The organism is Caulobacter segnis ATCC 21756 (genome assembly GCF_000092285.1).
GTDB classification, from domain to species: Bacteria; Pseudomonadota; Alphaproteobacteria; order Caulobacterales; family Caulobacteraceae; genus Caulobacter; species Caulobacter segnis.
In genome coordinates, this window is sequence record NC_014100.1 from 983,640 (window position 1) to 1,006,653 (window position 23,014).

Consider the following 23,014-nt stretch of genomic DNA (forward strand, 5'->3'; position numbering starts at 1 on the left):
GCTCTGTGAGGACGGGTCGGTCTCTCTAGAACCTTTCCGGCCCAAAGTGAACGGTCGGCCCCAAGAACCCTGCGGGCGATCCGGCCAGGGGTGCGACGGCGGGTCGCGGCCGGTCAGGTTTGGTTAAGGTGACCGCTTAGGCCAAGTTTAGCCATTTTCAGCGAACGGTGATCGCGAAGTTTCAAGAAAGGGACAGCCGCGCAATGACGGCCCTCTCAAGGAAGCTGTCGGCGCCGTTGGCGATGATCGCCCTGTCCGCGGTGGGGCTGCTTCTATCGGTCATGATCATCCTGGCCGGGGAAATCGACCAGGAAGCCGAGCGGCACGACCGCAATCTGGTCGAGCGCGGCCTGATCGCGACCACGCGCGACATCGAACACGCGATCGCGCCCCAGGTGGTCTGGGACGAGGCCGTGCGACGCCTGGACAACCAGTTCGACCTGGCCTGGGCCAAAGAGAACGTCGCCGCCTATCTCGTCCAGCAGAGCGGCTTCGAGCAGGTGCTCGTCCTGGACGGCGAGGACCGGATGCGGCTGGCCCAAGCCGAACACGCGGTTCTGTCGCCGGCCGAGGGCGAGCGGCGCGTGGCCATGCTGGCGCCGCTGGTGGCCAAGCTCCGCCGCAACGAGCAGGCCATAAGGTCAGACTCCGGCGTCGCGCCGATCGGCGCGCTGGCCTTGCATCCCGCTCAGGTCAGCGCCTTCGCCAAGATCGACGACAAGGTCTATCTCGTGACGGCCAGCCTGGTGCGACCGGACTTCAACCACGCCGCGCTCCGGCACGCGCGGGCGCCGATCGTCCTGACGGCGATGAAGTTGGACGGCCCCTTCATCGAGGCCTTCGCCGATCGCTTCCTGCTGGCCGGGACCCATCTGCACCATGGCGGCGCCAGCGAGCCGGCCTACAGCCATCTGCCGCTGCGCGACGCGGCGGGCAAGGTCGTGGCGACGCTGGACTGGAGTCCGCCGCATCCCGGCCAGCGCCTGTTGCGCCGGATGATCGGACCGGTGATGGGCGTGGTCTGCGCCCTGGCCCTGGCGACCATTCTGCTGGCCCGGCGCGGACGGATGATCGCCGAGGGGCTGATCACCAGCGAGGCGCGCGCCAAGCATCTGGCTCTGCATGACGGCCTGACCGGCCTGCCCAACCGCCTGCTGTTCGAGGAGCGGCTGCGCCAGGCGATCGACAGCCTGGATCGCAAGCGGCGGCCCATGGCGGTGCTGGCGATCGACCTCGACCGCTTCAAGGCCGTCAACGACACCTATGGCCACGCCGCCGGCGACGAGCTGATCCGCAAGGTCGGCGAGCGCCTGGCCAGCGTGTGCCGTGGCGGCGAGACCGTCGCGCGCCTGGGCGGCGACGAATTCGGCGTGGTCGCCTCGGACCTCGACGCCAACGGCGCGGCGATCGTCGCCGAGCGGCTGCTGAAGGCCCTGTGCGGGCCTATGGAAATGTCGTTCGGCGTCCACTTCGTCAGCGGCTCGGTGGGCGTCGTGCTGGTCGGGTCCGAAGAGGCCCACATCGGCGCCGCCGAGGCCGCGCGACGGGCCGACGTGGCGCTCTATCGCGCCAAGAGCGAAGGGCGCGGACGCTACTGCTTCTTCGAGGACGCCATGGACGCGGCCCTGAAGGCCCGCCGAGCGCTGGAGGAGGACCTGCGCACGGCCCTGCGGGAGGGCGCTGTGCGTCTCGACTACCAGCCGCAGGTGGACGCCGCCGACCGCGTGGTCGGGGTCGAGGCCCTGGCCCGCTGGTCGCATCCCACCCGCGGCGAGATCCCGCCGGACGCCTTCATCCCCCTGGCCGAGGACTGCGGCCTCAGCGAGGAGATGGGCCGCTATGTCCTGAAGCGCGCTCTGGAGGACAGCGTCCGTTGGCGCAGCCTGCAGGTCGGGATCAACATCTCGGCCCGGCAAATGAAGCGCGCCGGCTTCGTCGACGAACTGGCCGAGCTGCTGCGGGAGACGGGCGCCAATCCGCGTCAGCTGGCCCTCGAGATCACCGAGGGGGCGCTGCTGGGCGACGGCGAGGGCGTACATGAGACGGTCGACCGTCTGCGGCAGGTGGGTTTCTCGCTGGTGCTGGACGATTTCGGCGTCGGCTGCTCAAGCCTGTCCTACATCCGCCGCTACCCGATCGACCGGATCAAGATCGACCGCAGCTTCGTCGCGCCGCTGGGCCATGACGCCGACTCCGAGGCCGTGGTCGCCGCGATCGTCCGCCTGGCCAAGGCGCTCAGCCTCTCGGTCATGGCCAAGGGGGTCGAGACCCTGGCGCAGCGCGAGATCCTGAAGGCGATCGGCTGCGCCCAGGCCCAGGGCTTCCTGTTCAGCCCGCCGGTCTCGGCCGACGCGATCGACGCCCTTATGGCCCAAGGCGGCCGCATCCGACCGCTCGCCGAGCCCGACGCGGCGTGAGGGGGCAGGCCTCCCACTCCCACGCTCAATTTCCTTGTCATCCCGGAAGCCTCGCAGAGGCTATCCGGGACCTAGGGGTGCAAGAGCGCCGTGCGCACCGCCCCTGGGTCCCGGCTCTCCGCGCTATGCGCTACGGCCGGGATGACACGGAAATTGGGAGCGGGGATGAAGCCCAAAGAAAAAGCCCCGCGGCTTTCGCCACGGGGCCGAGAGGTTTGCCCCGCCGGAACGACGGGGCAGGGGGAGGAAGTCGCTAGTTCAGCTTGGCGCTCAGCGAGACGCCGATGACGCGCGGCTCGTTGTAGACGGCGGCCATGTAGTTCTCGATCACGCCCTTGAGGTTCTTCTCGTTGGTGATGTTGCGGCCGAACAGGGCGATCTCGTAGCCCTTGTCCAGGTTCTCGTAGCCCAGCTTCACGCCGCCCTCGAAGTTGCCCTTCGAGTAGAACTCGCGGGTCTTGTAGAGCACGAAGTTGGTGTAGCCCTGGACGTTCCAGTCCGTGGCGATGAACACCCGGCGGTCGTCGGCCACCGGCACGTCGTAGCGGGCGGTGAAGTTCAGGTTGTACTTCGGCGCGTTCGGCAGCGGCTGGCCGTCGATCTGGGCGAAGGTGTTGGCGCCGACCTTGATCGTCGGGTTCTCCACGGTGCAGACCACGACGCCGTTCAGGGCGCAGACCTGGGCGTAGACGCGCTTGTCCTTGATCTCGCTATGCAGCCAGCTGGCGCCGGCGGTCAGCAGCAGGTTCGGGATCGGGCGCCATTCGGCGTCGGCTTCCAGGCCATAAGCCTTGGCCTTGTCGGCGTTGAACAGCACGCCGTTGCCGTTGCTGTCGTTGCCGTTCAGCTGGATGTCGCTGACCTCGTAGGTGAAGGCCGAGGCGTTCAGGCGCAGCGTGTTGTCCAGCAGGCGGCTCTTGAAGCCGGCTTCCCACGACAGGATCGTTTCCGAATTCGCGGTCGTGAAGTCGGCGTTGAACACCGCCGAGCGGCCCTGGATGGTCGGGCCGCGGAAGCCCTTGGCGACGCGGGCGTAGACGCTGAAGTCGTCGGTGGCTTCGTACAGGGCCGACAGGTCCCAGCTGGGCTGGGTGTCGGCCAGGCGCACGTAGCGGCGGCCGGTGTAGGTGACGACGCCGGCGGCGGTGTCGGCGGTCTTCAGGAGGTTGGTCTTCTTGACGTCCTTGGTCTCGCGAGCGCCCGCCGTGACGGTCAGCTTGTCGGTGACCTTGTAGCTGGCCTGGCCGAACACGGCCCACGAGGTGTTCTCGTTGCGCAGCGCCACCCAGTTGTTCGGATTGGCCTTGGTGAAGTAGGCGCGCTGATAGAAGTTGGTCAGGTCCTCGGAGCTGAACAGCATGCCGCCGACCTGCCACTTCAGACGGCCGTCGCTGTTGCTGGCCAGGCGGATTTCCTGGCTGACCTGGTCCAGGTCCTTCAGCTGGCCCATCGACTGGCCAAAGCCGTTCGGCACGCCATTGACCGGGAAGTTGGCCGCCGCGCCGCCGTCGGTGTCGCCGCGGCTCTTGCCCTTGGCGGCCTCGTAGGCGCTGATCGAGGTCAGGGTGACCGGGCCGAAGTCGTAGGCGATGTTCAGGCTGGCGCCTTCCATCTGGTAGGCCTGCGGATTGTTGTCGGCCTCGTCGTAGGCGACGCTGTCGCGCGGGGCGTTCGGCTTGTTCGAGCCCTTGGTCAGGGCGTTGCGCAGGAACAGGGTCGAGGTGCCGTCGTAGTCGCGGGCGTGGGCCGAGGCCAGCACGGTCAGCTGGTCGTTCGGCGTGGCCAGCAGCTGGACGCGGACGTCCTTCTCGTCATAGCCGCCCATGGCGTTCTTCTTGGGCGTGACGGTGCCGTCGGCGCTGGTCCCGCTGAAGGTGTTGTCCACCCAGTCGTCGCGGTGCTGGTAGAGGGCCGAGACGCGGAAGGCCAGCTTGTCCTGGACGATCGGACCGCCGATCCCGCCGTCGAACGTCGTCGTGCCGTAGCTGCCGTACGAGGCCGAGAAGCGGCCCTGCAGGTCCTGGGTCGGCTTGGCGGTGTCGAACTTGATGATGCCGGCGGTGGTGTTGCGGCCGAACAGCGAGCCTTGCGGGCCGCGCAGCACCTCGACCTGCTTGATGTCGAACATCGGGTTCGACTTCAGGGTCACGTGCTCCAGGACGACGTCGTCCTGGATGATGGTCACGGGCTGCGAGGCGCCCAGGTAGAAGTCGATGTTGCCGAGACCGCGGATGTAGAAGCGCGGGAAGATCCGGCCCGTGGTGGTTTCGGCGTACAGGCTGGGGACGCGGCCGGAGAGGGCCAGGATGTCCTCGCCGCCGGCCTGGACGGCGCGCAGCTGGTCGCCGCCGACCGCGGCCACCGACAGCGGAACCTTCTGCAGGTTTTCCGAGCGGCGCTCGGCGGTGACGACGACTTCTTCCAGAGCCGTGGTGGGCTCGGCGGCCTGACGGGCCTGGGCCGCCGAGGCGACGCCCAGCAGGGACACGCCCAAGAGGCACGCCAGCTTGAGGGAGGATTGAGTGCGCATGAAAGAGACCTTGTTCGCGGCCTTTTGGCCGTCGTTCGAGAGACGCGTGGAGCTAGCGGGGCGCGCGCGATTCGTCTCGCGTCCAAACCCCATGCCCGACACGCTCGCGCTATAGGCGGCTTCCATGTCACTTCAGTGAAGGCTTACTTACTTGAGGGGGGATTCCTTCTCCCCTTGCGGGAGAAGGTGTCAGCGAAGCCGACGGATGAGGGGTTGAAAGTCCTTCCGTCTAGCGGAGCGCAACCCTTCGCCCGACCGCCTTGGGCGGCCCTCCTCTCCCGCAAGCGGAGAGGGACTATTTCTTCTTCCCCGCCGTGTTCACCGCCACCGCTGCGCGGATCAGATCCTTGAACGCCGCCTCGTCGAAGGCCTCGTCCCGGCGGAAGTCGATCGCGCGCCGGACGTTTCCGTCCAGGCTGGAATTGAACAGGCCCGAGGGATCCGGCACGGACGCGCCCTTGGCGAAGGTGGTCTTCACATAGGCCTTGTAGGTCTCGCCGGTGCAGAGGATGCCGGCGTGCGACCACACCGGCTTGCCCCACTTCCACTCCTCGACCACGTCGGGATCGGCCTCGTGGATCAGCTTGCGGAGCTTGGCGAGAATCTCGCCGCGCCAGTCGCCCAGTTCTGCGATGGCCTGGTCGATCAGGTCCGAGACGGGAACGCCCTCGGGCGCGGGTTTCATCTTGCCCATGAGGCCAAAGCTCCTTCGATCATCGAACCTAGTGCGGCCGCGCCTGAGCCAACGCCTGGGCCAGGGTCTCCAGCGAGAAGGGCTTGGAGATGAACGGCCAGTCGCCGGCGCGAGCGCGGCTCTGGTCGCCGCCGACATAGCCCGAGCACAGCACCACCGGCAGGCCGGGACGCGAGGCGGCCAGCTGCTCGGCCAGATCGACGCCGCTCTTGCCGCCCGGCATGATCACGTCGCTGAGCACCAGTTGGATGTCCGGGTCCTGCTCCAGGCGCGCGAGCGCCTCGTCGACGCCACTGGCGCGGACGACCGTGTGTGGCCCAGATCGCTGAGCATCGCCTCGATCAGCTCGGCCACCTGGGGATCGTCCTCCACCAGCAGCACGCGGGACGGCGTCTGGGCGCGGATGTGGTCCACCTTCACCGCCGGATCGCCCGACGGCGCAACCTCGACCACCGGCAGCAGCAGCGAGACGGTCGAGCCCTCGCCCACCACGCTTTCGATCTCGACGGAGCCGCCGCTCTGGCGGGCGAAGCCGTAGACCTGGGACAGCCCGAGGCCGGTGCCCTCGCCGGGGGGTTTGGTGGTGAAGAAAGGCTCGACCGCGCGGGCGATCGTGGCGGCGTCCATGCCCGAGCCGGTGTCGCGGACCGAGACCTTCAGATAGGCGCCGGGCTCGAGCTCGCCGGTCCGTTCGGCGAGCGTCGCCGCGCGCCCGACTCGATGGTGACCGAACCGCCGGGCGGCGTGGCGTCGCGGGCGTTGACCACCAGGTTCAGCAGCGCCGCCTCGAACTGGCCGGCGTCGATACGGGCCGAGCGCACGCCCGCGCCCAGCCGCAGCCTGAACCCGTAGGCGTCGCCCAGGGCGCGCTTGAGCAGCTCCTCGCTTTCGGCGATCAGGCGGTCGACCCGGCGGACCTCCGGCTTCAGCGGCTGGCGGCGGGCGAAGGCCAGCAGGTGCTGGGTCAGCTTCTCGCCGCGCTTGGCCGCCGCCAGCGCCGCGCCGATCATCCGCTCGCGCCGGCGCACGTCATCGGGATGGCGCGAGACCACGTCCAAGGCGCCGATCACCACCGTCAGCAGGTTGTTGAAGTCATGGGCCACGCCGCCGGTCAGCTGGCCGATCGCCTCCAGCTTCTGGGACTGCAGCAGCGCGGTCTGGGCGGCGTCGCGCTCGGCGACGGCGGCGGCCACGCGCTCGCTGAGCAGTTCGTTGATATTGGTGAGATTCTCCTCGGCGCGCTTGGCGTCGGTGATGTCGAAGGCGATGCCGACGAAGCCGGTGAAGACGCCGGCGGGATCGAAGCGCGGCTGGGAGAACGACTTCAGCCAGCGCCATTCGCCGTCGCCGCGCAGGTAGCGCGCTTCGAGGCTGAACGGCTTGCGCGACGACTCGCCCTCGATCTGCGCCTTCAGGATCTCCGGCAGGTCTTCGGGCATGAGCCGCGAGCGCCAGTCCAGGTTCAGCGCCTCGTCGTACGAAAGCCCCGCGAACGCGACATAGGCCTGGTTGACGAACGCGCGGACCCCGCCGGGGCGGGTGGTCCACATCAAGGCCGGGGAGCTGTCGGCCAGGCTGCGGAAGCGCGCCTCGCTCTCGCGCACCTGCTCCTCGGCGCGGCGGCGGTTGGTGACGTCGAAGTTCAGGCCGATCATCCGGGTCGGCTTGCCGGTCTCGTCGCGGATCACCTCGCCCCGGCCGTGGACCCAGCGCTCACCCTGGCTGGTGTCGGCCAGGCGGTACTCGACCTCGTAGTCCTCGGCGCCGGCCAAGGCGGCCCGGACCCGTTCGCGCGCCATGGCGCGGTCGTCGGGATGGACGTAGTCAGCCATGTCGGCCAGGTTGATCGGCCCTTCCAGCGGCGCGCCCAGGTTCCGCCGCGCGGCGGACGAGAGATAGAGCTCGCCCGTCTCCAGATCGAACTCCCAGGGACCGACGCCCGCGGCGGTCTGGGTCACGCGAAGGCGGTCCTCGGCGTCGTTCAGATCCTTCTTGACCTTGGCCAGGCCGCGCAGGGCGCCGCGCAGGCCTTCGGCGACGCCGACCACCATCACCGCGCACATCAGATAAATGACCATGGTGGCCAACTCGTCCTCGGACAGCGGCACGCCTTCGCGGCCGCCCCACAGCCACCAGCCGAACGCCGCGCCCGACAAGGTCGGAACCAGCCCCCAGCGCCATCCGGCGTAGAGCGTCACCATCATCACGGCGGGAAAAAACGGCTGGGTCGCGCCGACGCCGCCGTGCAGCCCCAGGAGCGCGACGCGGATCAGGACGGCCATCCCCACGCCGATCAGGGCCGCCAGGGCGCAAAGCGGCGCCGGTGGGGGAACCGGAGGGATCAGCCAAGCGCTAATCAGGCCGTGAATGCGTCCTTGCTCGTCAGAGACAAGGGACGGGGCGTCTTTGTTCTCCATCTTCGTCCCAGCAAAGATGTCTTGCGCGGAAGATGGGCACGCTTACCTAAGACAAGCAACACGGGAGATCACGATGGCCGACGCGCTGAACACCGGACTGAGCGCCAAACAACGTTCCGACATCGCCGCGGCGCTGAACAAGGTGCTGGCCGACAGCTATGCGCTCTATCTGAAGACGCACGGCTATCACTGGAATGTTCGCGGCCCGAATTTCCAGTCGCTGCACGTCCTCCTGGAAGGCCAGTACACCGAGGAATGGACGGCGCTGGACGCCATCGCCGAGCGCATCCGCGCCCTGGGCGAGCTGGCTCCGCAGGGCTACGCCGCCTTCGGCAACCTCTCGAGCATCAAGGACGGCAACCCCGAGAACGACTGGGAAGCGATGCTCAAGGAGCTGCTGGCCGACAACGAGACGGTGATCCGCACCCTGCGCGACAGCTTCCCGGTCGCCGACGACGCCGGCGACGAGGCCACGGCCGACCTGTTCACCCAGCGCCTGCAGGCCCACGAGAAGCACGCCTGGATGCTTCGCTCCACCCTCGGCGGCAAGTAGCCGTCAGAGGGGGCGGGGTGGGGACCCTGGACGCCTTTAAAGCTCACAAGGCCGCCGCGACCCTGCTGGTCGTCGGCGGTCTTTGCGCGTGTTCGACCACGACCTACTACGTCGCCGCCGGCGAGGGACGCGAGGCGGGGCTGGTGCGCGTGACCGGCAGCTTCAGCGACAAGGGCCTGGCCCGCTATGTCGCCGACTACGACCCGGCGATGCTGGCCCTGGCCAAGCGCCACGACCCGCGTCCGCACAAGGATTACTGGGGCCGTGTCGAGGGCTGGGAGGTCATCGACCTCAAGGTCATTCCTCGATTGGGCGATCGCGCCCCCGACTTCGACGAGGCGCGGATCATCAACGCGCTGCGCCCCGTCGCTCCGGACGGGCTGGAGGCGGCCAAGCCGTTCGTGCTGACCGGATCGGCCGACGCGCGGGCCAAGGCGTTGAAGTGCCTGACCCAGGCCGTCTATTACGAAGCGGGCTTCGAGCCGGGCGAGGGCCAGATGGCCGTGGCCCAGACGGTGATCAACCGGATGCGCCATCCGGGCTACCCAAAGTCGATCTGCGGCGTGATCTACGAAGGCGCGGCGCGGGTCACGGGCTGCCAGTTCAGCTTCGCCTGCGACGGCTCCCTGGCCCGCGAGCCGGTTCCGACCATCTGGGCGAACGCCGAGGCCGTGGCGCGGCGCGCCCTCAAGGGCTTCGTGTTCAAGCCGGTCGGGACGGCCACCCACTACCACGCCGACTATGTGGCGCCGTACTGGGCGCCGACCCTGGTCAAGCTGAAGCAGTTCGGCCAGCACATCTTCTATCGCTGGACGGGACCGTCGGGGACGCTGGCGGCGTTCCGCGGGCGCTACTCAGGCAACGAGACGGTTTCGGCCGACATCCTGCTGGCCGCCGACCCGCGGACCCTGGAAGCCGCGCCGCCCGAGGTGCTGGCCGCCCAGGCCGGACCCGCGGCGCCGTTGGCGACCGGCGCGGCGGCGCAGATGTTGGGCGTCGCGAACCTGGTCCTGCCCGAGGCCAAGCTGGTGACGGTGCCTGACGCCAACTCCCCGACGGGCGAGCGCGTCGTGGCGCAGGGCGTGGTGGCCGGCCGCCGCATTCCGACCGCCGACGAGATCGCGCGGATCAACAAGGCGCTGGAGGCGGTGACCGAACCCGCGCCACCCGCCGTCACGGCGCCGCCCGCGCCGCCCCCTCCGCCGCCAAAGCCGAAGCCCCGTCCGCCGAGTTTGCTGAATCCGCTGAATTAGAGGGAAGGGAAGCGCCCCCTCCGTCTCGTCGCTACGCGCCGATCCACCTCCCCCGCGCGCGGGGGAGGATGATCCTTCCTCCTCACCCGTGAAACGGGGGAGGTGGCGCGATGCGAAGCATCGTGACGGAGGGGGCGCTGCCTACCTCACCAAACCCCGATCTTGTTCGCTTCCGCGTGGCTGATCGGGTGGTGGGCCTTCTTGTGGTCTTCCTCGGCCAGGAAGCGGACGGCTTCCAGGGCGGCCATGCAGCCCATGCCGGCGGCGGTGACGGCCTGGCGGTAGACGTCGTCGGTGACGTCGCCGGCGGCGTAGACGCCCTTGATCGCGGTCGAGGCCGTGCCCGGCTTGACCTTCAGATAGCCGCCGGGGCCCGTCTCCAGCTGGCCGGCGAACAGCTCCGACGAGGGCGCATGGCCGATGGCGATGAAGACGCCGTCGCAGGCCAGGTCCGTGGTGGCGCCGGTCTTGATGTTCTTCAGGCGCACGCCGGTCACACCCATCGGATCGGTGTCGCCCTTCACCTCGTCGATGACGCTGTCCCAGACCACCTCGATCTTCGGGTGGGCCAGCAGGCGCTCCTGCAGGATCTTCTCGGCGCGCAGTTCGTCCTTGCGGTGGACCAGGGTCACCTTGCTGGCGAAGCTGGTCAGGAACAGGGCCTCCTCGACGGCCGTGTTGCCGCCGCCGACCACCACGACTTCCTTGTTGCGGTAGAAGAAGCCGTCGCAGGTGGCGCAGGCCGAAACGCCGAAGCCCTGGAACTTGCTCTCGCTCTCCAGGCCCAGCCACTTGGCCTGGGCGCCGGTGGCGATGATGATCGTCTCGGCGATCCAGTCCTGGCCGCTGTCGGTCTTGACCGTGAACGGGCGCTTGGAGAGGTCGACCGAGGTGACGATGTCGTTGACCAGCTCGGTCCCGACATGCTCGGCCTGGGCGCGCATCTGGTCCATCAGCCAGGGGCCCTGGATGACGTCGGCGAAGCCCGGATAGTTCTCGACGTCCGTCGTGATGGTCAGCTGGCCGCCCGGCTGGATGCCGGCGATCAGCACGGGCTTGAGCAGCGCGCGCGCGGCGTAGATGGCGGCGGTGTAGCCGGCGGGACCCGATCCGATGATCAGGCAGCGGGTTTGGCGGGGAGCGGTCGTGGACATGGCGGATATCTAGGCGCGATTCCGCCTCCGCGCCAGATTGGCTCCCCTCCAGCGTGATCATGTCACGGTGAAGGTGCGTAGACATAACCCTGTTTTTGGTGTGGACTTCCATCTTAGTGGCGACAAAAGCCACCGGAGGAACACTCATGAAGCTCGGAGTCATGCTGGGCGTGGGTCTGGTCGTCCTGTTCGCGGGACTGGCCAATTTCTGGATCGGCGACGTCAAGCTGGGCTTGGCGCTGATCGCGATCTTCGCCGCCCTGGCCGGCGTTTCCGCCCTTGTCGGCAAGCGCGAATACGAAGAACGGCGTGGCCGCCGGCCCAACCTCTCTGATTACGAGCCTCATCCCGAATAGGGTTCTTCTCAACAGAACCCGTCATCCCGCGCTTTATGCGCGGGACCCATCTATCCGTCGCACGTGCGGCGCGAGATCGTTCTCTCTCGACTAAGCTGAACCATGGTTCCCGCGCATAAAGCGCGGGATGACGGTGTTTTTCCGTGGCGGATTCAGACCTGAAGAGATTGACGGCTCGTCCACCTTTGGCGGGTTAAGCTGGCGGCAACCACGTTTCCGGTGATCCGTCATGTCCGCCCCCTTCATTGAAATAGATGGTCGCCGCATCGGCGCCGACTATCCGCCCTATGTGATCTGCGAGCTGTCCGGCAACCACAACGGCAGCCTGGACCGCTGCCTGGAGATGGTCGACGCGGCGGCGGACACCGGCTGCGACGCGATCAAGATCCAGACCTACACCGCCGACACCATCACGCTGGATGTCGACCGCCCCGAGTTCAAGATCCACGGCGGGCTGTGGGACGGCCGCACGCTGTACGAACTCTACCAGGAAGCCCAGACGCCGTTCGAATGGCATGCGGCCATCTTCGAGCGCGCCCACAAGCGCGGCGTGACGATCTTCTCAAGCCCGTTCGACGAGACCGCCGTCGACCTGCTGGACGACCTGGGCGCGCCGGCCTTCAAGATCGCCTCGTTCGAGGCCGTCGACCTGCCGCTGATCAAATACGCCGCGTCCAAGGGCAAGCCGCTGATCATCTCGACCGGCATGGCCAATCTCGAGGAGATGAAGACCGCCCGCGACACCGCCCTGGCCGCCGGCGCGGCGGGCGTGCTGCTGCTGCACTGCGTGTCCAGCTATCCGGCGACCTTCGCCGACGCCAATGTGCGGACCGTGCCGGACATGGCCGCCCGCTTCGGCTGCCCGATCGGCCTGTCGGATCACACCCCGGGCACGGCCGCCTCGGTGGCGGCGGTGACCCTGGGCGCCTGCTGCGTCGAGAAGCACTTCACCCTGGCCCGCGCCGACGGCGGTCCCGACGCGGCCTTCAGCCTGGAGCCGGCTGAGTTCAAGGCCCTAGTCGACGACACCAAGAACGCCTGGGCCGCCCTGGGCGTCGCGCACTACGACGTGCTGGGCGCCGAGCGCGCCAACCTGCAGTTCCGCCGCTCGCTCTATGTCACCGCCGACGTCAAGGTGGGCCAGACCCTGAGCCGCGCCAATATCCGCTCGGTCCGCCCCGGCGCGGGGTTGCCGCCCGGCGAGCTCGACAAGGTGCTGGGCCGCCCGGCGACCCGCGACATCGCGCGCGGCGAACCGCTGGACTGGTCGATGGTCGGCTGACCATGGCCTACACCGTCGGGGTCTTCGCCACGGTTTTCGACGATCTGGGTCGCGTGCTGCTGGTGCGCCAGGCCTATGGCGAGCAGGCCTGGACGCAGCCTGGCGGCGGTCTGGACGTCGGCGAAACCCCGGTTGAGGGCGTGCTGCGCGAGATCCTGGAAGAGACGGGATGCACGGCCGAGGTGACCGGCTTCATAGGGACCTACGTCTCGGTGTTCCGCTCCGACGTCGTGCTGCACTTCGAGGCTCGCATCGTCGAGCACGGCCAGCGGGAGCCGGACGACGAGATCGCCGCCCTGGGCTTCTTCGTCGCCGACGACCTTCCGAGCCACATGCGCGTCCATACCCGCGCGCGCGTCGGCGACGGCCTGGCCCGTCGCCGGAACGTCCTGCGCACCCTGACCTCGACTGACGCCTGGACAGACCTCTAGGCCGCCCGAGTCACGGGGATCCTCAAGAACACATTCCCCGCCGGCGTGGGATCGGGCAGGGCGCCGGCGCGGATGTTCACCTGCAGCGAGGGCAGGATCAGGGTGGGCGCGGCCAGGGTCGCGTCGCGGGCCTGGCGCAGGGCCACGAAGTCGGCCTCCTCGACGCCGTCGTGGACGTGGATGTTGCGGGCCCGCTCCTCGGCCACCGTGGTCTCCCAGCGATAGTCCGAGCGGCCCTCCGGCAGGTAGTCGTGGCCGACGAAGATCCGGGTCTCCGGCGGCAGGTCCAGGACCTTGCGGATGGAGCGATAGAGCGTGGCCGGGTCGCCGCCGGGGAAGTCGGCGCGGGCGGTGCCGTAGTCCGGCATGAACAGGGTGTCGCCGACGAAGGCCGCGTCGCCGATCAGATAGGTCAGGCACGCCGGCGTGTGGCCCGGCGTGTGCAGGGCGCCGATCGACAGCTCGCCCAGCGGCAGGGTGTCGCCCTCGTTCATCAGCACGTCGAACGCCGCGCCATTGGCGTCGGCGTCGGCTTCGAACACCGGGATGAAGGTCTTCTGCACCTCGACGATGCGGGCGCCGATCACGATCTTCGCGCCGGTCTCACCGCGGATGTAGTCGGCGGCCGACAGGTGGTCGGCGTGGGCGTGGGTCTCCAGCACATAGGCCAGCGTCAGGCCGCGCGCCTTGATCGCGTCGACAAGCGCGTCGGCGGACGTGGTCGAGAGCTTGCCGGCCTTGGGCTCGAAGTCGAGCACCGGGTCGATGATGGCCGCCACGCCGGTCGCGGGGTCGCTGACCAGGTAGCTGGCGGTGAAGGTGGCGGGATCGAAAAACGCTTGAACGTCGGGACGCATGGCTAGAGCCTCCAATCAGCACGGCCTTCATATAAGGACTTGCTAATTTAGCACAAGCTAATATATGGCGCTCATGTTCGATCTCTCGCGTTTCGATGTCAGCCAGTTCGAGGCCAGCGCCGCGGAAGCCGCCAAGCTTCTGCGCGCCCTGGCCAACGAGCGCCGGCTGATGATCCTGTGCCAGCTCGCCGAGGGCGAACGGTCGGTGGGGCAACTGACGCCCCTGGTCGGCCTGTCGCAATCGGCCCTCTCGCAGCACCTGGCGGTGCTTCGCGAGGAGGGCGTCGTGGCCGCGCGCCGCGAAGCCCAAACGGTCTGGTACCGGATCGCCGACCCCGCCGCCGTCAAGGTGGTGGGCGTCCTCGCGGAGATCTTCTGTCCCCCAGCAGAGAGCGCCGCCCATGACCACCGCCCAACTGATCCCGCTGAAACCTGAAGACGCCGCCCAACGCGTCGCCGACGGCCGCGCCGTCCTCATCGACATTCGCGAGCCCGACGAGTTCGCCCGCCGCCGCGCGCGGGGCGCCCTGTCGCGTCCCGTCTCCACCCTGGCCGCCAAGGGCCTGGGCGCGCCCGACGCCCGGGAGGTGATCTTCACCTGCCGCTCGGGCATGCGCACCGGCGCCCACGCCGGGGCCCTGGCCGCCGCCTGCGGGACGCGCGGCTATGTGCTGGACGGCGGGCTTGACGCCTGGGACGCCGCCGGCCTGCCCGTCGAGGTCGACGCCAAGGCGCCGCTGGAGATGATGCGCCAGGTGCAGATCGCCGCCGGCCTGCTGGTGCTGACCGGCGTGGTCCTGGGCCTGCTGGTCTCGCCGCTGTTCTTCGGGATCGCCGGCTTCGTCGGGGCGGGCCTGACCTTCGCCGGCGTCACCGGCTTCTGCGGCATGGCGCGCCTGTTGGCGCTGGCGCCCTGGAACCGTCCGGCGAGCGCGTGAGGTCATGGACCCCGTCTGGACATACGGGGCCGCCGCCCTGAGCGGCGCGCTGGTCGCCCTGCTGCTGACCCTGTTCGGCGGCGGCGGCTCGGTGCTGGCCACGCCCCTGCTGCTCTATGTCGTCGGCCTGCGCGACGCCCACATGGCGATCGGCGCCTCGGCCGCGGCCGTGGCGGTCAACGCCGCCGCCGGCCTGGCCGCCCAGGCGCGGGCGGGACGGGTGAAGTGGCCCTGCGCCCTGACCTTCGGCGCGCCGGGGCTGGTCGGCGCGCTGCTGGGCGCCCAGATCGCCAAGACCCTGCCGGCCCAGCATCTGCTGGCCTGGTTCGCCGTGGCCATGGCGGCGGTCGGGCTCTCGATGCTGCGCGCGCCGCGCTCGCCGGGCGACCCGGACGTGCGCATCGATCCGGCCAAGGCGATGAAGCTCGCGCCGATCGGCCTGCTGACCGGTCTGGCGGCCGGCTTCTTCGGCATCGGCGGCGGCTTCCTGATCGCGCCCGGCCTGATGGCCGCCACCGGCATGACCCTGGCCAACGCCGCGGCCTCGTCCCTGGTCTCGGTGACCCTGTTCGGGGCGGCCACCAGCGCCAGCTACGCCGCCTCGGGCCTGGTCGACTGGCCGGTGTTCCTGGCGGTGGTCGCGGGCGGCGGCGTCGGGGTGCTGGCGGGCGCGAAGCTGGCGCCGCTGATGGCCAGCCGGGTCCTGCTGGCGCGACGTCTATTCGCCGGCATGATCGTGGTGACGGCGGTCTATGTCGCGTGGCGAGCGGTGGGCGCAGGCTAAATTCTCTCGTCATCCCGGGCGGCGAAGCCGACCCGGGACCCAGGGGCCAAGCGCGATGCGGCCGCCCCTGGGTCCCGGCTCTCCGCTACGCTGCGGCCGGGATGACGAAGGAACAGGGTTTCGAGGCTAAGAACTCATCCCGCCGACGATCTCCAGGAACGCCTTCGCCGCCCTCTCGGCCCCAAGGCCATCGCACACCGTCGCGCTCGCCGCCGACAGCGCGGCGCGGCGCTCTCCCTTCTCCAGCAGGTCCGAGACCTCCCGCGCGAAGGCCGCCTCGAAGTCCTGGGCGGCGACGTCCAGGCAAGGCGCGACGCCGGCGGCCTCCAGAGCCCGGGCGGCGGGGGCCTGGTTGTCGGCCAGGATCAGGGCCAGGGTCGGGAGGGCCAGCACGCAGCGCTCCCAGGTGGTCGAGCCGCCGGCCCCGACGGCGAGATCGGCCTCAAGCGTCAGGCGCGGCATGTCCTGGGCGTCGACGTGGAGCGCCAGGCGCGGGTCCTCGGCGGCCAGGGCGCGCAGGGCGGGCAGGCTGGACGCCGCCCCGCCGACCACCACGTCCAGCGCCGCCTCGCCGGCGAGCGGGCGCAGCAGGCCGACCACGCGCTGGGTGATTCCGCCGACGTCGGTCAGGCCCAGCGACACCAGGATGCGCCGCACGGGCGGTCGCTCGGCCCGCCGCGCCAACGCCGCGTCGCGCAAGGCGGCGAAGGCGGGCCGCACCGGCGCGTAGGACGGTCCCAGCAGCAGGCGCGCGCCGGACGGGATCAGGCCGTCATAGTCCTCCGCGTTGCGCGCCGGCCCCGAGTCCAGCACCAGGTCGGCGGCCAAAGGGCGATCGGCGAGGTCGTCGAGGGCGAGGGCGGGGCGGCCCTTGGCCAGCGCGCGATGGTCGTCCGCGCCCAGGCCGTAGTGGTCGAACACGATGGCGTCGAAGTCCCGATCATCCTCTGCGCGCGCCATGCCGGGCGCGAAGGCGTCCAGCACCGCGCCGACCTCGGGACGGGCCAGGAAGGCGCAGGCCGCGCCGGCCCGCTCAAGCGCCCGCGCCAGGGTCAGGGACCGCATCACATGGCCGCCGCCGACAGCGGCGCCCGCCCCGCAGACGAACAGGATCCGGCTCATACCCGCCGGTCGCCCCCGTACTCCTGCAGATCCGGCCGGTCGCGCACGAAGGCCCGCACGTCGTCCGAGGTGAAGGCGCGGTTCTTCGGATAGAGCGCGTCATAGACGGCGGCGACGAAGGCGTAATCGTCGGGGCGGTCGACCGTCCAGCGCACCGCGCCCTGGTCGGGATGGCAGGCCAGGAACACCTGCCGCCAGCGCTCGGGCTGGGTGCGCAGGTCCCAGGTGACGTGTTCGCGCGCTTCGGGGCTGGCGACCTTGGCCGCCTCGCGCAGGGCCGAGACCCGCATCACCTCGACGTCGGTGCCCTTGGGCCAGGCGCGCCCCTCGGCGACATTGTTGGCGTAGTCGGCGCCGCTGGAAAGGCAGAGGTCGATGGTGGCGTCGATCAGGTCGGGATCGGCCAGCGGACAGTCCGCGGTCAGCCGCACCAGATGCTCGGCCGGATGGGCGTCCAGCGCGCCGAGGAACCGCTCCTGCACATCGTAGAGCGAGCCGCGGAACACAGCGATGCCCTCGCGCAGCACGGCCTTCTCGATCGCGTCGTCCTCGCGGCCGTCCGAGGTGGCCACGACCAGCTTGTCGATCTTGCGGGCGCGGGCGACGCGCTCGATCTGCCGCACGATCATCGGTTGGCGCACGATGGGCATCAGCACCTTGCCGGGCAGCCGGGTGGAGCTCATGCGGGCCTGGAGGATGGCGACGATCATGCGCGGATGATGGGGTGTCTCGCCGTGAAAGGCTAGCGCCAGGCGAGGCGAGACGTGGAGCCTTGCCGAACGCTGAACGGCTGGTCATTGGTTAGACCCAGAGACCGGAGGAACGCGTCGTGATCGTCGTCCATCACCTGAACAATTCCCGGAGCCAGCGTGTCCTTTGGCTGCTCGAGGAGCTGGGCGTTCCCTACGAGGTCAAGCGCTACGAGCGCGATCCCCAGACCATGCTGGCCCCGCCGGCGCTGAAGGCGATCCACCCGCTGGGCAAGTCGCCGGTGATCAGCGATGGCGACACGGTCATCGCCGAGACCGGCGCGATCATCGAGTACGTCACCGAGGTTCACGGCCAGGGGCGTCTGATCCCGGCGGCGGGCTCGGCGGAGCGCCTGCGCTACACCTACTGGCTGCACTACGCCGAGGGCTCGGCCATGACGCCGCTGCTGCTGACGCTGGTGTTCTCGGCCCTGCCCAAGCGCGCGCCGGGTCTGATGAAGCCGCTGGTGAAGTCGATCGCCGCCAAGGCCCAGGCCGGCTTCGTCGATCCGCAGCTGAAAACCCACATCGACTACTGGGAAGCCGAATTGGCCAAGTCGCCGTGGTTCGCGGGCCCCGAGTTCACCGCCGCCGATATCGCCATGAGCTTCCCGCTGGAGGCGGGCGCCGACCGCGCCGGCGCCGCCAGCCGCCCGCATATCAAGGCGTTCCTGGAGAAGATCCACGCCCGCCCGGCCTACCAGCGGGCCCTGGAGCGCGGCGGGCCATACGCTTACGCGTAACGGGTTTGGCGGCCTGCGACCAAGCGTCGCCGTGGCGTTAAAGTTAAGGCTTGGCAAACCAACGCCCGAGCAATCGTGAGCCTAGCGTCGCGGCCTCCGTCCGTGGCGCGGAGAGGGAGCACGCCCGCCTTGATCTCGGCCTCGACGCCACAGCCTGCTGAACGCCGCCGCGTGGCGACGATCCTGAGCTCTGTCGCGCTCGGCGTCTCGGGCGCGCTGCTGGGCCTGTTCGCCGCCGTGGCCGTGGAGGCCCAGCCCCGGACGCCCGGCCGCGTTGCGGCGATCTTCCCGCCCTGGTGGTCCTCCGCCCGGATCTTCGGCGCGGCCGGAACGGCCGGCGACATCGCCGACGCCGGCGGCGCGCCCTTCATCGTCATTCTGCGCGGCGATCCCGCCCGCCTTTCGGAGCGGGCGCGCGAGGCCGGCGCCTTGCTGTTGCTGGACCCGGCCCTGGCCGGCGTCTGCGCTCGCCCGTCTTCACCGGACGCCACGCCATGAAAGCGCCCTCCGCCATGAAAGCGCCCTTCAACCTGGTCTTCTCGAGCCTCGACGAGCAACGCAAGATCGGCGGCAAGCTGATCGTCGTGCTGGCCTGGGCCATGGTTCCGGTCGTGCTGGGCGCACGCCTGCTGGCCCACGGCGCCCTTCTGGGCCTGGCCGTGGCCGTTGTCATCGCGGCCGCGGCCGCCACCCTGGCCTGGCGGCGCGGGGGGCAGGGATCGGCGGGCCGGGCGCTGCTCGGCGTGGCCCTGATGGCGCAGGTTTCGCTGCTGGTCGCCGCGCTGGGCGGCCATGCGTGGCAGACCGACATGCACATGGCCTATTTCGCGGCCCTGGCCGTGCTGGTGGTCTATTGCGACTGGCTGGTGATCGCCGCCGCGGCCGCGACCGTGGCCGTGCATCACCTGGGGCTGAGCTATCTGCTGCCGCAGGCGGTCTTCCCCGGCTCCGCCAGTTTGGGGCGCGTGATCGTCCACGCCGTGATCCTGATCGTGGAGGCGGGGGCCCTGATCGCCATCAGCGCCAGCGTCAACCACATGTTCGCCGTCGCTCAAGGCGCGCGCGCCAAGGCCGAGGAAGCCGTTGAGGAGGCCCGGGCCGCCCAGGACGCCGCCGAGGGCGCGCGCCGCTCCGAGCAGGAAACCCGCCTCAGCCACGCCGACGCGCATAGGCAGGCCGAGACCCAACGCGACGCGGCCATCGCCGCCCTGGGCCAGGCGCTGTCCCACCTGGCGCGCGGCGACCTGACCGCGCGGCTGCACACCCAGTTCGCCGAGGCCTACGAGGCCCTGCGCTCCGACTACAACACAGCCGCCGACCGTCTCGCCGACGCCCTGACCGTGATCGAGGGCCGGGTCGACGGCGTGCGTTCGGGCTCCGACCAGATCGCCGACGCCGTCCAATCGCTGGCCCGCCGCACCGAGCGCCAGGCCGCCAGCCTGCAGGCGACCGCCTCGACCATGGACGACATCACCGCCACGGTCGGCCAGACGGCCTCGGGCGCCAAGCGCGCCGCCGACGTCGTGGCCCGCACCCGCGACGACGCCGAACGCTCCAGCGAGGTCGTCGAGCAGACCGTCTCCGCCATGACCGCCATCGAACGCTCGTCGCAGGAGATCACCAACATCATCGGCGTGATCGACGAGATCGCCTTCCAGACCAACCTGCTGGCGCTGAACGCGGGGGTCGAGGCCGCCCGGGCCGGCGAGAGCGGCAAGGGCTTCGCCGTCGTCGCCATGGAAGTCCGGGCCCTGGCCCAGCGCTCGGCCGAGGCGGCCAAGGAGATCAAGCAACTGATCTCGACCTCGACGGGCCAGGTCGAAACCGGCGTCGGCCTCGTGGCGCGCACCGGCGAGGCCCTGCAGCGGATGGTCACCCAGATTTCGGAGATCGACGCCCTGGTCTCGGAGATCGCCGGCTCGGCCCAGGCCCAGGCCCAGGGCCTGGCGCAGGTCAATACGTCCGTCGCCGAGATGGACCAGGGGCTGCGGGAGAACGCCGGCATGGTCGAGGAGACCTCTGAGGCGACCCAGACCCTGAACGCCGACGCCGCCCTGCTGGCCGACCTCGTCGACCAGTTCGACCTGCCGCATGGGCCGCCGACCATCGAGCGGCTGCGGGCCTAGGGCGCGCCGCGGCCGGCGGACGCCGGGGCGGATCGCCCTCGCGGGAACTGACGCGTGCGCGCCGCGTTTTGAGCCGCTAGCCCTAAACGTTCCGGATCGCTCGGAAGCTCGGACTTACCGGCCAAGCTAAGCTTGACCTTGAGCCCGCCCCCCTTGCTTATCCAGAACTGGGCGCCTATCCTCCCAGCCCCCGGTCACGAGCGCCCGCGACCGGAAGTCTTTCCTCTCAAGGCGTCCGAGCTAAAATCCGCAATGGAAAAAGTGCCGATGACCGTCGGGGGTTATCAAACCCTCGACGAAGAACTGAAGCGTTTGAAGACCATCGAACGTCCGTCGGTGATCGCCGCGATCGCCGAGGCGCGTTCGCACGGCGACCTGTCGGAAAACGCCGAGTACCACGCCGCCAAGGAGCGTCAGGGCTGGATCGAAGGCCAGATCGCCGAGATCGAGGACAAGATCGCCCGCGCCCAGGTCATCGACGTGTCGAAGCTTTCGGGCAAACAGGTCAAGTTCGGCGCCACCGTCTCGGTGATCGACGAGGACACCGAGGAAGAGGCCCGCTACCAGATCGTGGGCGACCACGAGGCCGACGTGAAGTCGGGCCGCATCTCGCTGTCCTCGCCGCTGTCGCGCGCGATGATCGGCAAGGAAGTCGGCGAGGTGGTCGAGGTCAACACGCCCGGCGGCGTGAAGGCCTACGAGATCACCAAGGTCGAGTGGCTCTAAGGCTTCCCGCCTTAGCGACGCCACAAGTCTGATAGACCTAGACAAGGCCGTTCCAGGCGACTCCGCCCAGGGACGGCCTTGTTTCGTTTTCGTTGCCCGGGGTGACGACTTGGCCGAAACGCCGAAATCTCCGCCCGCCCTTCCGCTCAAGGTCTGGGCCGTGTCCGACGGTCGCGCCGGCATCGAGGCCCAGGTCGTGGGCCTGGCCGACGCCCTGTCGCGCCTCGTTCCCTGCGAAGTGACGGTCAAGCGCGTGGCCTGGAAGGGCCGCACGGGGCGGCTGCCCTGGTGGCTGAACCTCTTCCCCCGCCGCTGGCTGGCGCCCGAGAGCGACATTCCCGGCCCCAAGGATTCCGAGGCCTGGCCCGACGTCTGGCTGGCCGCCGGCCGCGCCACCTTGCCCCTGTCGATCCGGGCCAAGCGCTGGTCGGGCGGCAAGACCTATGTCGTGCAGATCCAGGATCCGCGCGTCCCGGCCACCATGTTCGACCTGGTGATCCCGCCCAAGCACGACCGCCTGTCGGGCGACAACGTCCTGCCGATCATGGGCTCGCCGCACCGGGTGACGCCCGAGCGGCTGGAACAGGAGGCCAAGGCCTTCAAGCGCCTGACCGATCCGCTGCCGCATCCGCGGGTGGCCGTGCTGGTGGGCGGCAAGTCGAAGGCCTTCGATCTCTCCAGCGAGCGCGCGGCCCAGATCGCCCACTCCATCCAGATCCCGCTGGAGCAGGAGGGCGGGTCGCTGATGATGACCTTCTCGCGCCGCACGCCCGAACCGGCCCGCGCCCTGATCACCGCCCGTCTGCGCCACCTGCCGGGGGTCATTTGGAACGGGGAGGGGGCCAACCCCTATTTCGCCTTCCTCGCCGCCGCCGACTACATCCTCGTCACCGAGGACTCGACCAACATGGCCACCGAGGCGGCCTCGACCGGCAAGCCGCTCTTCGTGCTGAAGATGGACGGCTCCAGCCTGAAGTTCCGGCTGTTCCACGAAGAGCTGGAGCGCATGGGCGCGGCGCGTCCCTACGGCGGGGCCTTCCACGGCTGGACCTACGAGCCGGTCAACGAGACCGACCGCGCCGCGCGCGAGATCCTGGCGCGGATGGAGGTGGAGGTTCCGACGGCCGCCGAGCCGCTGCCTAGGCCCAAGCGCAAGCCGAGAGCGCCGAAGGCCGATCCGGCCTAGCCGGCCTTGGCCGCGAGGCTCGCCTCTGAACTGAAGACCTGAAGGTCGGCTTTGGGTGGATTGCGGACGAGCTCGGCGCGCCTCAGACTTCGGCCATGAGCACGAGCGATACAAAAGCATTCGATGTCCGGGTCCGCGAGGACGGTGCAATCGAGATCAGTGGATCAGCCGCCGCACACACGTTGATGCGCATCGCATTGACAGCGAAGTTCCAGACCCAGGTCTCGGCTGAAATACTCCTAAGCCCCTTCGTTCAGGAGCTAATCGACGCCGTTTTGAAGGTCACTCCCTACCCACCTAATATCGACTGGTCGGAGCCCGGAGTTTTGACGCCCCCCGCCTTTCTGGACGTCGTCGGGGAGGTCAGGGAGTTCCAGGCGCGACACCAACCGGCGACGCCGCTCGCCGAGCTAGTGCAACGGGCGCTGCATCCCTACCAAGTGCCACTCGACCGGCTCGGCCTCGGCACGGAGTAAACGCCACCAATGATCAAGCTCCGCCAGACGGCTACCTTCTCCGACATCCGCCTTTCCATCCATGAACTGACGCTCCTCAGCAACGCGCTGAACGAAGTGTGCAACGGTGGGGATATTGACGACGCCGAGTTTGCGACACGCCTAGGCGCAGAGCGAGATGAGTTACGCCAGCTCCTTGAGAATATCGGTTCGGCAATCCTCTAAGCAGACCTGCCTGACT

General features: G+C 69.4%; 22 protein-coding genes and 2 pseudogenes. 17 read left to right on the plus strand and 7 right to left on the minus strand.

The window, feature by feature from the left end; translation table 11 throughout:
- Positions 1 to 203 precede the first annotated feature (203 nt).
- The gene (locus CSEG_RS04565; protein ID WP_013078087.1) at positions 204 to 2,417 is read left to right on the plus strand and encodes a putative bifunctional diguanylate cyclase/phosphodiesterase; all 2,214 of its coding nucleotides are present in this window, start codon (positions 204 to 206) and stop codon (positions 2,415 to 2,417) included.
- A gap of 253 nt (positions 2,418 to 2,670) precedes the next feature.
- On the opposite strand, the gene CSEG_RS04570 is transcribed toward CSEG_RS04565, so the two are convergent.
- The 3 genes and pseudogenes from CSEG_RS04570 to CSEG_RS04580 all read right to left on the minus strand — a co-directional run bounded on the left by CSEG_RS04570 (position 2,671) and on the right by CSEG_RS04580 (position 8,058).
- Positions 2,671 to 4,947 carry a TonB-dependent receptor gene (locus CSEG_RS04570; RefSeq protein ID WP_041538474.1) on the minus strand — a complete coding sequence of 759 codons (2,277 nt, stop codon included), beginning with the start codon at positions 4,945 to 4,947 and terminating at the stop codon, positions 2,671 to 2,673.
- A gap of 295 nt (positions 4,948 to 5,242) precedes the next feature.
- Positions 5,243 to 5,641 (minus strand): DUF1801 domain-containing protein, encoded by a 399-nt coding sequence (locus CSEG_RS04575; RefSeq protein WP_013078089.1) that lies wholly within the window; start codon positions 5,639 to 5,641, stop codon positions 5,243 to 5,245.
- A gap of 28 nt (positions 5,642 to 5,669) precedes the next feature.
- A pseudogene (locus CSEG_RS04580) lies at positions 5,670 to 8,058 on the minus strand (PAS domain-containing protein).
- Positions 8,059 to 8,131: 73 nt separating this feature from the next.
- Here CSEG_RS04580 and CSEG_RS04585 point away from each other — a divergent pair.
- From CSEG_RS04585 to CSEG_RS23175, 3 genes and pseudogenes are all read left to right on the plus strand, one after another.
- The gene (locus CSEG_RS04585; RefSeq protein ID WP_013078090.1) at positions 8,132 to 8,611 is read left to right on the plus strand and encodes a Dps family protein; all 480 of its coding nucleotides are present in this window, start codon (positions 8,132 to 8,134) and stop codon (positions 8,609 to 8,611) included.
- Between the two features lie 17 nt (positions 8,612 to 8,628).
- The gene (locus tag CSEG_RS04590) at positions 8,629 to 9,864 is read left to right on the plus strand and encodes a cell wall hydrolase (RefSeq protein WP_013078091.1); all 1,236 of its coding nucleotides are present in this window, start codon (positions 8,629 to 8,631) and stop codon (positions 9,862 to 9,864) included.
- 10 nt (positions 9,865 to 9,874) lie between these two features.
- Positions 9,875 to 10,048 (plus strand): annotated as a pseudogene (locus CSEG_RS23175) (hypothetical protein); the annotation flags it as partial.
- Here CSEG_RS23175 and trxB read toward each other — a convergent pair.
- The gene (trxB, locus tag CSEG_RS04595; protein ID WP_013078092.1) at positions 10,011 to 11,018 is read right to left on the minus strand and encodes a thioredoxin-disulfide reductase; all 1,008 of its coding nucleotides are present in this window, start codon (positions 11,016 to 11,018) and stop codon (positions 10,011 to 10,013) included. The pseudogene CSEG_RS23175 and the gene trxB sit on opposite strands and share 38 nt — an antisense overlap.
- A gap of 146 nt (positions 11,019 to 11,164) precedes the next feature.
- On the opposite strand from trxB, the gene CSEG_RS04600 reads away from it, so the two are divergent.
- The 3 genes from CSEG_RS04600 (at position 11,165) to CSEG_RS04610 (ending at position 13,087) form a co-directional block, all read left to right on the plus strand.
- Entirely contained in the window at positions 11,165 to 11,374 is a 210-nt protein-coding gene (locus CSEG_RS04600; protein ID WP_013078093.1) for a hypothetical protein, read from the plus strand.
- Positions 11,375 to 11,603: 229 nt separating this feature from the next.
- A complete protein-coding gene (gene pseI, locus CSEG_RS04605; RefSeq protein ID WP_013078094.1) occupies positions 11,604 to 12,656 on the plus strand; it encodes a pseudaminic acid synthase in 1,053 nt (350 codons plus the stop codon).
- Positions 12,657 to 12,658: 2 nt separating this feature from the next.
- The gene (locus CSEG_RS04610; RefSeq protein WP_013078095.1) at positions 12,659 to 13,087 is read left to right on the plus strand and encodes an NUDIX hydrolase; all 429 of its coding nucleotides are present in this window, start codon (positions 12,659 to 12,661) and stop codon (positions 13,085 to 13,087) included.
- On the opposite strand, the gene CSEG_RS04615 is transcribed toward CSEG_RS04610, so the two are convergent.
- Complete coding sequence (locus CSEG_RS04615) at positions 13,084 to 13,944, minus strand: MBL fold metallo-hydrolase (RefSeq protein WP_013078096.1); 861 nt, start codon at positions 13,942 to 13,944, stop codon at positions 13,084 to 13,086. The two genes, CSEG_RS04610 and CSEG_RS04615, sit on opposite strands and share 4 nt — an antisense overlap.
- Positions 13,945 to 14,017: 73 nt before the next feature.
- Here CSEG_RS04615 and CSEG_RS04625 point away from each other — a divergent pair, with 73 nt between their 5' ends.
- Genes CSEG_RS04625 through CSEG_RS04635 form a run of 3 tightly spaced genes read left to right on the plus strand, consistent with a single transcriptional unit; the run spans position 14,018 to position 15,666 of the window.
- The gene (locus CSEG_RS04625) at positions 14,018 to 14,380 is read left to right on the plus strand and encodes an ArsR/SmtB family transcription factor (protein ID WP_013078097.1); all 363 of its coding nucleotides are present in this window, start codon (positions 14,018 to 14,020) and stop codon (positions 14,378 to 14,380) included.
- Positions 14,346 to 14,882 carry a rhodanese family protein gene (locus CSEG_RS04630; RefSeq protein WP_013078098.1) on the plus strand — a complete coding sequence of 179 codons (537 nt, stop codon included), beginning with the start codon at positions 14,346 to 14,348 and terminating at the stop codon, positions 14,880 to 14,882. The genes CSEG_RS04625 and CSEG_RS04630 overlap by 35 nt, the downstream gene beginning before the upstream one ends.
- A 4-nt stretch (positions 14,883 to 14,886) precedes the next feature.
- Complete coding sequence (locus CSEG_RS04635) at positions 14,887 to 15,666, plus strand: sulfite exporter TauE/SafE family protein (protein ID WP_013078099.1); 780 nt, start codon at positions 14,887 to 14,889, stop codon at positions 15,664 to 15,666.
- 126 nt (positions 15,667 to 15,792) lie between these two features.
- On the opposite strand, the gene pseG is transcribed toward CSEG_RS04635, so the two are convergent.
- The gene (pseG, locus tag CSEG_RS04640; protein WP_013078100.1) at positions 15,793 to 16,788 is read right to left on the minus strand and encodes a UDP-2,4-diacetamido-2,4,6-trideoxy-beta-L-altropyranose hydrolase; all 996 of its coding nucleotides are present in this window, start codon (positions 16,786 to 16,788) and stop codon (positions 15,793 to 15,795) included.
- Positions 16,785 to 17,498, minus strand: coding sequence for a cytidylyltransferase domain-containing protein (locus CSEG_RS04645; RefSeq protein WP_013078101.1), 714 nt, complete (start codon positions 17,496 to 17,498; stop codon positions 16,785 to 16,787). Before CSEG_RS04645 ends, pseG begins: the two co-directional genes overlap by 4 nt.
- 119 nt (positions 17,499 to 17,617) lie before the next feature.
- Here CSEG_RS04645 and CSEG_RS04650 point away from each other — a divergent pair, with 119 nt between their 5' ends.
- From CSEG_RS04650 to CSEG_RS04680, 7 genes are all read left to right on the plus strand, one after another.
- On the plus strand, positions 17,618 to 18,280 hold the full coding sequence (locus CSEG_RS04650) for a glutathione S-transferase family protein (protein WP_013078102.1): 663 nt from the start codon (positions 17,618 to 17,620) through the stop codon (positions 18,278 to 18,280).
- 171 nt (positions 18,281 to 18,451) lie between these two features.
- Positions 18,452 to 18,778 carry a hypothetical protein gene (locus tag CSEG_RS04655; protein WP_085954002.1) on the plus strand — a complete coding sequence of 109 codons (327 nt, stop codon included), beginning with the start codon at positions 18,452 to 18,454 and terminating at the stop codon, positions 18,776 to 18,778.
- Positions 18,775 to 20,406 (plus strand): methyl-accepting chemotaxis protein, encoded by a 1,632-nt coding sequence (locus tag CSEG_RS04660; RefSeq protein WP_013078104.1) that lies wholly within the window; start codon positions 18,775 to 18,777, stop codon positions 20,404 to 20,406. Before CSEG_RS04655 ends, CSEG_RS04660 begins: the two co-directional genes overlap by 4 nt.
- Positions 20,407 to 20,658: 252 nt before the next feature.
- Positions 20,659 to 21,132, plus strand: a complete 474-nt coding sequence (gene greA / locus CSEG_RS04665; protein WP_041538194.1) for a transcription elongation factor GreA — start codon at positions 20,659 to 20,661, stop codon at positions 21,130 to 21,132.
- A gap of 109 nt (positions 21,133 to 21,241) precedes the next feature.
- The gene (locus CSEG_RS04670; protein ID WP_013078106.1) at positions 21,242 to 22,318 is read left to right on the plus strand and encodes a mitochondrial fission ELM1 family protein; all 1,077 of its coding nucleotides are present in this window, start codon (positions 21,242 to 21,244) and stop codon (positions 22,316 to 22,318) included.
- 95 nt (positions 22,319 to 22,413) lie between these two features.
- The gene (locus tag CSEG_RS04675; RefSeq protein ID WP_041538195.1) at positions 22,414 to 22,794 is read left to right on the plus strand and encodes a hypothetical protein; all 381 of its coding nucleotides are present in this window, start codon (positions 22,414 to 22,416) and stop codon (positions 22,792 to 22,794) included.
- Positions 22,795 to 22,803: 9 nt separating this feature from the next.
- On the plus strand, positions 22,804 to 22,998 hold the full coding sequence (locus CSEG_RS04680; protein WP_013078108.1) for a hypothetical protein: 195 nt from the start codon (positions 22,804 to 22,806) through the stop codon (positions 22,996 to 22,998).
- Positions 22,999 to 23,014: the final 16 nt, after the last annotated feature.

What these genes read in the sequence shown, in the direction of transcription:
- CSEG_RS04565 (WP_013078087.1), top strand. Translation starts at nt 204, where the DNA reads ATGACGGCCCTCTCAAGGAAGCTGTCGGCGCCGTTGGCGATGATCGCC.
- CSEG_RS04570 (WP_041538474.1), bottom strand. Translation starts at nt 4,947, where the DNA reads ATGCGCACTCAATCCTCCCTCAAGCTGGCGTGCCTCTTGGGCGTGTCC.
- CSEG_RS04575 (WP_013078089.1), bottom strand. Translation starts at nt 5,641, where the DNA reads ATGGGCAAGATGAAACCCGCGCCCGAGGGCGTTCCCGTCTCGGACCTG.
- CSEG_RS04585 (WP_013078090.1), top strand. Translation starts at nt 8,132, where the DNA reads ATGGCCGACGCGCTGAACACCGGACTGAGCGCCAAACAACGTTCCGAC.
- trxB (WP_013078092.1), bottom strand. Translation starts at nt 11,018, where the DNA reads ATGTCCACGACCGCTCCCCGCCAAACCCGCTGCCTGATCATCGGATCG.
- CSEG_RS04600 (WP_013078093.1), top strand. Translation starts at nt 11,165, where the DNA reads ATGAAGCTCGGAGTCATGCTGGGCGTGGGTCTGGTCGTCCTGTTCGCG.
- pseI (WP_013078094.1), top strand. Translation starts at nt 11,604, where the DNA reads ATGTCCGCCCCCTTCATTGAAATAGATGGTCGCCGCATCGGCGCCGAC.
- CSEG_RS04610 (WP_013078095.1), top strand. Translation starts at nt 12,659, where the DNA reads ATGGCCTACACCGTCGGGGTCTTCGCCACGGTTTTCGACGATCTGGGT.
- CSEG_RS04615 (WP_013078096.1), bottom strand. Translation starts at nt 13,944, where the DNA reads ATGCGTCCCGACGTTCAAGCGTTTTTCGATCCCGCCACCTTCACCGCC.
- CSEG_RS04625 (WP_013078097.1), top strand. Translation starts at nt 14,018, where the DNA reads ATGTTCGATCTCTCGCGTTTCGATGTCAGCCAGTTCGAGGCCAGCGCC.
- CSEG_RS04630 (WP_013078098.1), top strand. Translation starts at nt 14,346, where the DNA reads ATGACCACCGCCCAACTGATCCCGCTGAAACCTGAAGACGCCGCCCAA.
- CSEG_RS04635 (WP_013078099.1), top strand. Translation starts at nt 14,887, where the DNA reads ATGGACCCCGTCTGGACATACGGGGCCGCCGCCCTGAGCGGCGCGCTG.
- pseG (WP_013078100.1), bottom strand. Translation starts at nt 16,788, where the DNA reads ATGAGCCGGATCCTGTTCGTCTGCGGGGCGGGCGCCGCTGTCGGCGGC.
- CSEG_RS04645 (WP_013078101.1), bottom strand. Translation starts at nt 17,498, where the DNA reads ATGATCGTCGCCATCCTCCAGGCCCGCATGAGCTCCACCCGGCTGCCC.
- CSEG_RS04660 (WP_013078104.1), top strand. Translation starts at nt 18,775, where the DNA reads ATGAAAGCGCCCTCCGCCATGAAAGCGCCCTTCAACCTGGTCTTCTCG.
- greA (WP_041538194.1), top strand. Translation starts at nt 20,659, where the DNA reads ATGGAAAAAGTGCCGATGACCGTCGGGGGTTATCAAACCCTCGACGAA.
- CSEG_RS04675 (WP_041538195.1), top strand. Translation starts at nt 22,414, where the DNA reads ATGAGCACGAGCGATACAAAAGCATTCGATGTCCGGGTCCGCGAGGAC.
- CSEG_RS04680 (WP_013078108.1), top strand. Translation starts at nt 22,804, where the DNA reads ATGATCAAGCTCCGCCAGACGGCTACCTTCTCCGACATCCGCCTTTCC.